The organism is Terrisporobacter muris (genome assembly GCF_024621905.1).
GTDB lineage: Bacteria > Bacillota > Clostridia > Peptostreptococcales > Peptostreptococcaceae > Terrisporobacter > Terrisporobacter muris.
In genome coordinates this window covers 1-5,927 of the sequence record NZ_JANKBY010000226.1, presented here as the reverse complement: position 1 = coordinate 5,927, position 5,927 = coordinate 1, and the positions used below count along the sequence as shown (strand labels likewise).

Sequence of the window (5,927 nt, the reverse complement as noted above, 5' to 3'; positions counted from 1 at the left end):
ATGCTAACTTCCTATGAAGATTTAAATAATTTATGTAAAAACAAAAAACATTTAGATTATATTTTTATCACAGAAAAAGTAAATAATAAAGAAAGCAATAAATCAGATGCTTATATAAACAGTAAAAAGTATAAAAAATTAATTGATTCTTGCAATAAATATACTAATAATAATGATTTTATCTCTATACCAGGCTTTGAATTAAGTACCAAGTTAAAAAGTGAAAAAAATAAAACTAGCATTAATACTTTCAACTGTGAAAATCCATTTTTATTTAAAGACAATATAGAGCTTGAATTATTTTATAAAAAATTATTTTACTATGAAGATGATTTAATTTGTCAATTTAAGGATAATGATAACTTAAACAGTATTGATTATTTTAAATATTCACCATATGGAGATAATATTATCTCTTTACTTGAATTAAAAAAAGAAAAAAATGCTAAAGGGAATAGGAATGAATTAAATTTGGATACATATAAAGAAGCTTTAGATAATGGTTGGCATATAGGTCCTATGGCTTGTGAATATAATGAGTACCCTCTTGATAATATTGAAAACAATATTAGAACGACAATACTTTGCGAAGACTTAAGCAAAAGTAAGATTATAGACGCTATAAAAAATAGAAGGATGTATGTTAGTGAGGATAATAACATAGACGTGTATTATTCATTAAATAAAATGCCTATGGGGAGCATAATAAAATCTCCTTCCTATGTTAGAATTATCGTAAGTTCCATTAATAATGATGAATTGGATAAAATAAAAAAAATAGAAATCTTTAGCAACAATAATGAAGTAATCTACAAACAAGATTTTGATTCAAATTATGCAAAAGTTGATTTTACTTTAAAACCTCCAATAAAGAATACCTATTATTTCGCAGTAATAACAGAAGAAAGCAACAAAAAATCCGTAACATCTCCTATTTGGATTGAACCTTAAAATTTACTTCCTTTAAGCTACTGAGTGTCATAAATATCCAAAATACTTTTACTTCAATTATAAAAAGAGAGGAAAATTCCTCTCTTTTTTAACATTTAATAGGTATTTGGATTTCTGTGATAAACTCATCTTTATTTTCCGTTTCATGTATGTCTATCTTATAAATTTCCATAGGATTACCTGTTATTATTAATTTGTTTTCATTAATAAAGTCAAACATATGCTGTATATGTTCTTTGTTGTTTACATAATCACCACTATAAGTTAAAGTTACATAATAACCTTCTTCAAATACTATATTATAGTCTTTGGCATTATCTTTTAATAAGCAAAATACGGCTTCAAAATCCGTTGTTATTCCCTTTTCAATAGAATTCATATTAAATAAAGATCCTACATTATTATTTCCTAGTATACCAAATTTATTATTATGATCCTTTTGAAGTTTTTGTATTAATAAATCAAAATCTTCATCTCTTTTAATTTGACCATTTAGTATTAACCCTTTTCGTTTTTTTAAATAAGATAATTCTATATTATTTAGATTTGAATTTTTTGCAGTATTTTCTATAGATTCCATTCTTTTTCTCATATTTTCTTTTTGTTTTAATAATTTTAGTATTTGATCATCTAATAAAGTTATTCCGTTCTCAAGTAATTTATTAGTAGAATTCAAGTCTCTATTTTCTAAATACTCCTTAATCATCTTAAAAGAGAAGCCTAAACTTTTTAATTCTTTTATTAAATTCAGTCTCCAAATATCAGAAACACTGTAAAGCCTATACCCATTGTCATCTCTAGTAGGTTTAATTATGCCTAACTTCTCATAATACATAAGCGAATCTCTACTCATGTCATACATTTCAGATATTTCTCCAATTTTGTAATAATCTTTCATTTTCGCTCCTTTTTTAATACATACTGAAATATATTATTCCACAAAGAAAAAATTTTTTCAATAAATTTAAAAATATTTACTGATTTTTATTGACCTTGGTATAGTACCAAGGCTTAAGATATAGATATAAGGAGTGATAAAATGTCAAAAAGTTTATTCAAACAATTTCTAAGGTATTTAGGACCTTCTGTTGTTGCCATGTGGGTTTTCTCACTATATACAATAGTTGATGGGATATTTGTTAGTAAAGGTGTTGGAGAATTAGCTCTAGCTTCAGTAAATATTTCTATGCCTTTTATTAATTTTGTATTTGCTATATCTGTATTATTTTCCACAGGTGCATCTACAGTTATAGCCATGTATCTTGGAAAAAAAGATTTAGAAAATGCAAATGAAGCTTTTTCACTTAATTTATTTACTATTACAATTCTTGCAATCATAATTACTGTTACATCGATCTTAGGACTTGATTATCTTGCTAAAGTCTTGGGTGCAACTCCAGATACTATAGGTTATGTTAAAGATTACTTATTTATAGTATCATTATTTAACATATTCTTTATCGTTTCTTATTCTTTAGAAGTAATAGTAAAAGCTGATGGTTTCCCGTTCTTAGCAACTATTGGTGTAGTAATTTCAGCTATAACAAATATAGTTCTAGATTATATTTTTGTTATAAAACTTGGATATGGTATAAAAGGTGCGGCAGTTGCCACTGGTATAGCTCAAGTACTTTCAACTGTATTTTTCTTAAGCCATTTTTTAAGAAAGAAATCTACTTTAAGATTTGTTAAATTCAAGTTCAGTTTTAATACAATCAAAAGAATAATTTCTTTAGGATTCCCTGATTGTACTTCAGAATTAAGTGTGGGAATAGTTACAATTTTATTTAATCAAACATTACTACGATTAATAGGTCAAGATGCATTAATATCTTATAGTGTAATTTGTTATGTCAATACTCTTATATTAATGACAATGATTGGAATAACTCAAGGTGCTCAACCTTTAATTAGTTTCTACTTTGGTGCAGGAGAAATTGACAAAGTAAATCATTTATTAAAAATGGGACTTAAAACTGTATTAATAACTTCAGTTGTAGTATTTATATCATCAATTTTATTTGCTGGTAATATTACTGGATTATTTATAAATCCACAAGAAACTCAGCTATTTAATAATACTATTTCTGTGTTTAAATTATATTCAATTTCTTTCTTATTCGTAGGATTTAACTTGATTATTTCTGGATTCTTTGTTTCTATAGAACAACCATTATATTCTTCTATAATTTCTCTTGGAAGAAGTTTAGTATTAGTCACAATAAGTTTATTTTTATTAACTAAGCTATTTGGTGGTGATGCTATTTGGATTACTACAGCAGTATCTGAATTTGTTTGTTTAGTTATTTCTTTATCATTATTGTTTACGTTTTTTAAAAAGAAAAAATTAAACTCTAAAAATGAATCCTCGTCTAAAATTATGAAAGATTCTATAATTTTATAAATCCTATACTCCAATATAGATAAAAAGGCATGTTATTAATTTTAATAACATGCCTTTTTATCTATTCTTTTACGTCAATAGCTGAAACTGGACATTCATCCCTAGATCTAATTGCACTATTTTTTTCGTCTAATGGTACATCTGCTGATATAGCAACTGCTTTTCCATCACTATCCATAGAGAAAACTTCCGGACATATTCCTACACAAGTTTCACATGCTATACAAGTATCTTTATTTACATAAGCTCTCATTGTATTTCCTTTCTTTGTAGCTCGTCATAAAAATAATTAGTCATCAATATCGATTGCGTCTACTGGACAACTATCACAAGCTTGTTTTGCATTTCCAAGTACATCTTCTGGTATATCTCCATTTATTGCGTGAGCTATCCCATCATCAGTCATATGAAAAACCTCAGGACATACTTCTGGGCATGTTCCACATCCTATACATAAATCATCATCAACGTAAGCTTTCATAATTATACCTCCATATTTTTCTATAATATGGTTTTATAATTCCCAATTTAATTTAATATATTACATATTTACAATTATTTCTTAACAGTAGCTTTTATAAAACTTTTGATTATTGGGTTTGCTCTATTAGGTCTACTTTTAAATTCTGGATGATATTGTACTCCTACGAAGAAATCATTATTAGGCACTTCAACGCCTTCTACTAGATTTTCATCTGGCGAAGTTCCTCCTATAACCATTCCTGAATTTATAAAATCTTTTCTGTATTTATTATTAAATTCATATCTATGACGATGTCTTTCACTTATGTTTAACTTACCATAAGATCTTTCCATCATAGTGCCCTCTTTAATTTTACAAGGGTAGGTACCTAGCCTCATTGTCCCTCCCAAAGGAATATTACCATATTGATCTATCATTAAATCTATAACTGGATATTTGGAGAATTTATCAAATTCTGTTGAAGTAGCATTATTAAACCCTAAAACATTCCTTGCAAATTCAATAACGGCAATTTGCATCCCAAGACATATTCCTAGGTAAGGTACATTATTAACTCTAGCATAGTTAGCCGCGCATATCATACCTTCAACCCCTCTATCTCCAAAACCTCCTGGTACTAAAATTCCATCACAGCATTTTAAAATTTCCTTTGCACTAGTATAAGTAACACTTTCAGCATCGATCCATTTTACATTTATATTAGCGCCATTTTCATAACCTGCATGAGATAATGCCTCCACTACTGATAAATAGGCATCATGTAACTTAATATATTTTCCTACAAGGGCAATAGTTACTGTTTTATTTATATTTTTTACTCTTTCAAGCATTTCTTTCCATTCACTCAAGTCACATTTATCATATTTAATATCCAGTTCCCTGCATACAATTTCACAAAATCCTTGTTCCTCTAACATTATCGGAACTTCATATAGTATATCTATGGTTTTATTTTCAATTACACAATCTTTTTTTACATTGCAAAATAGTGAGATTTTTTGTTTGATAGACTCATCAATAGGTTGTTCAGAGCGTGTTACTATTATATTAGGCATGATTCCAAGAGATTGAAGCTGCTTTACAGAGTGTTGAGTTGGTTTGGATTTGTGCTCCCCTGAGCTTTTAATATAAGGGACTAATGTTACGTGTATAAAGAGACAATTATTTCTTCCTACTTCTAGAGACACTTGTCTTATGGCTTCCATAAAGGGTTGACTTTCTATATCTCCTACAGTTCCACCTATTTCAGTAATTACCACATCTGCATTACTTTTTTGTCCCACGCTGTAGATAAAGTTTTTAATTTCGTTTGTTATATGAGGTATAACTTGGACAGTTTCGCCTAAGTAATCTCCTTTTCTTTCTTTATTTAGCACGTTCCAATATACTTTTCCTGTTGTTAAGTTAGAATACTTGTTTAAATTTTCATCAATAAATCTTTCGTAGTGACCTAAATCTAAGTCAGTTTCAGCACCATCCTCTGTTACAAAGACTTCTCCGTGTTGATAGGGACTCATAGTTCCTGGATCCACATTTATATATGGATCTAATTTTTGTGCTATAACCTTAAGTCCTCTTGCTTTAAGTAATCTTCCTAAAGAGGCAGCAGTTATCCCTTTTCCAAGACCTGATACTACTCCTCCTGTTACAAATATAAATTTAGTCATGTTATTATTCCCCCTCTACATATGTTTTAGTATTCATAAATTTTTAAAATATTTTTAGCAACTTCCACCTTTGTGATTCTTAAATCCATTGCTTGCTTTTCAATATATTTATGAGATTCTTCTTCACTCATTTTCAAATATTGAATCAAAGTCAATTTAGCCCTATCAATTAACCTTATATCATTTATTTTTTCCTTTAATTTTTCATTTTCATTTACAATAGGATTAAATTTCCTTCTACAAGTAATATAAGAATTAATTATATTAATGAGCATAAGCTTATTCAATGGTTTTTCAATTATGTAAATTCCTTTACTCTCTAAGTTATATATATTCTCTTGAGATGAATTATTTTTAACTATCAATATTATAGAAGTATTCGTGTTATCATTTATAAATAATGATAAATTTTCACCATAAT

The 5,927-nt window shown here is 27.7% G+C and carries 7 protein-coding genes; 2 read left to right on the top strand and 5 right to left on the bottom strand.

Annotated elements, in window-relative coordinates; genetic code table 11:
* On the top strand, window positions 1-951 hold a 951-nt coding region (locus NSA58_RS14470; RefSeq protein ID WP_257560623.1), incomplete at its 5' end, for a CehA/McbA family metallohydrolase domain-containing protein.
* 88 nt (window positions 952-1,039) lie between these two features.
* Here the strand turns inward: NSA58_RS14470 and NSA58_RS14465 are convergent.
* Window positions 1,040-1,849 (bottom strand): MerR family transcriptional regulator, encoded by an 810-nt coding sequence (locus tag NSA58_RS14465; RefSeq protein ID WP_039678440.1) that lies wholly within the window; start codon window positions 1,847-1,849, stop codon window positions 1,040-1,042.
* Window positions 1,850-1,990: 141 nt separating this feature from the next.
* Here NSA58_RS14465 and NSA58_RS14460 point away from each other — a divergent pair, with 141 nt between their 5' ends.
* Window positions 1,991-3,355 (top strand): MATE family efflux transporter, encoded by a 1,365-nt coding sequence (locus NSA58_RS14460; RefSeq protein ID WP_079764823.1) that lies wholly within the window; start codon window positions 1,991-1,993, stop codon window positions 3,353-3,355.
* A 61-nt stretch (window positions 3,356-3,416) separates the two neighbouring features.
* On the opposite strand, the gene NSA58_RS14455 is transcribed toward NSA58_RS14460, so the two are convergent.
* The 4 genes from NSA58_RS14455 to NSA58_RS14440 form a co-directional block, all read right to left on the bottom strand.
* The gene (locus tag NSA58_RS14455; RefSeq protein ID WP_039678442.1) at window positions 3,417-3,608 is read right to left on the bottom strand and encodes a ferredoxin; all 192 of its coding nucleotides are present in this window, start codon (window positions 3,606-3,608) and stop codon (window positions 3,417-3,419) included.
* A 36-nt stretch (window positions 3,609-3,644) separates the two neighbouring features.
* Window positions 3,645-3,836, bottom strand: a complete 192-nt coding sequence (locus NSA58_RS14450; protein ID WP_039678443.1) for a ferredoxin — start codon at window positions 3,834-3,836, stop codon at window positions 3,645-3,647.
* Between the two features lie 74 nt (window positions 3,837-3,910).
* Window positions 3,911-5,506 (bottom strand): CTP synthase, encoded by a 1,596-nt coding sequence (locus tag NSA58_RS14445; RefSeq protein ID WP_039678444.1) that lies wholly within the window; start codon window positions 5,504-5,506, stop codon window positions 3,911-3,913.
* Window positions 5,507-5,532: 26 nt separating this feature from the next.
* On the bottom strand, window positions 5,533-5,927 hold a 395-nt coding region (locus tag NSA58_RS14440; RefSeq protein ID WP_257560622.1), incomplete at its 5' end, for an ANTAR domain-containing response regulator.

Excerpts from the sequence above, each read along its gene's own strand:
- NSA58_RS14445 (WP_039678444.1), bottom strand. The coding sequence starts at position 5,506 with ATGACTAAATTTATATTTGTAACAGGAGGAGTAGTATCAGGTCTTGGA.
- NSA58_RS14455 (WP_039678442.1), bottom strand. The coding sequence starts at position 3,608 with ATGAGAGCTTATGTAAATAAAGATACTTGTATAGCATGTGAAACTTGT.
- NSA58_RS14465 (WP_039678440.1), bottom strand. The coding sequence starts at position 1,849 with ATGAAAGATTATTACAAAATTGGAGAAATATCTGAAATGTATGACATG.
- NSA58_RS14460 (WP_079764823.1), top strand. The coding sequence starts at position 1,991 with ATGTCAAAAAGTTTATTCAAACAATTTCTAAGGTATTTAGGACCTTCT.
- NSA58_RS14450 (WP_039678443.1), bottom strand. The coding sequence starts at position 3,836 with ATGAAAGCTTACGTTGATGATGATTTATGTATAGGATGTGGAACATGC.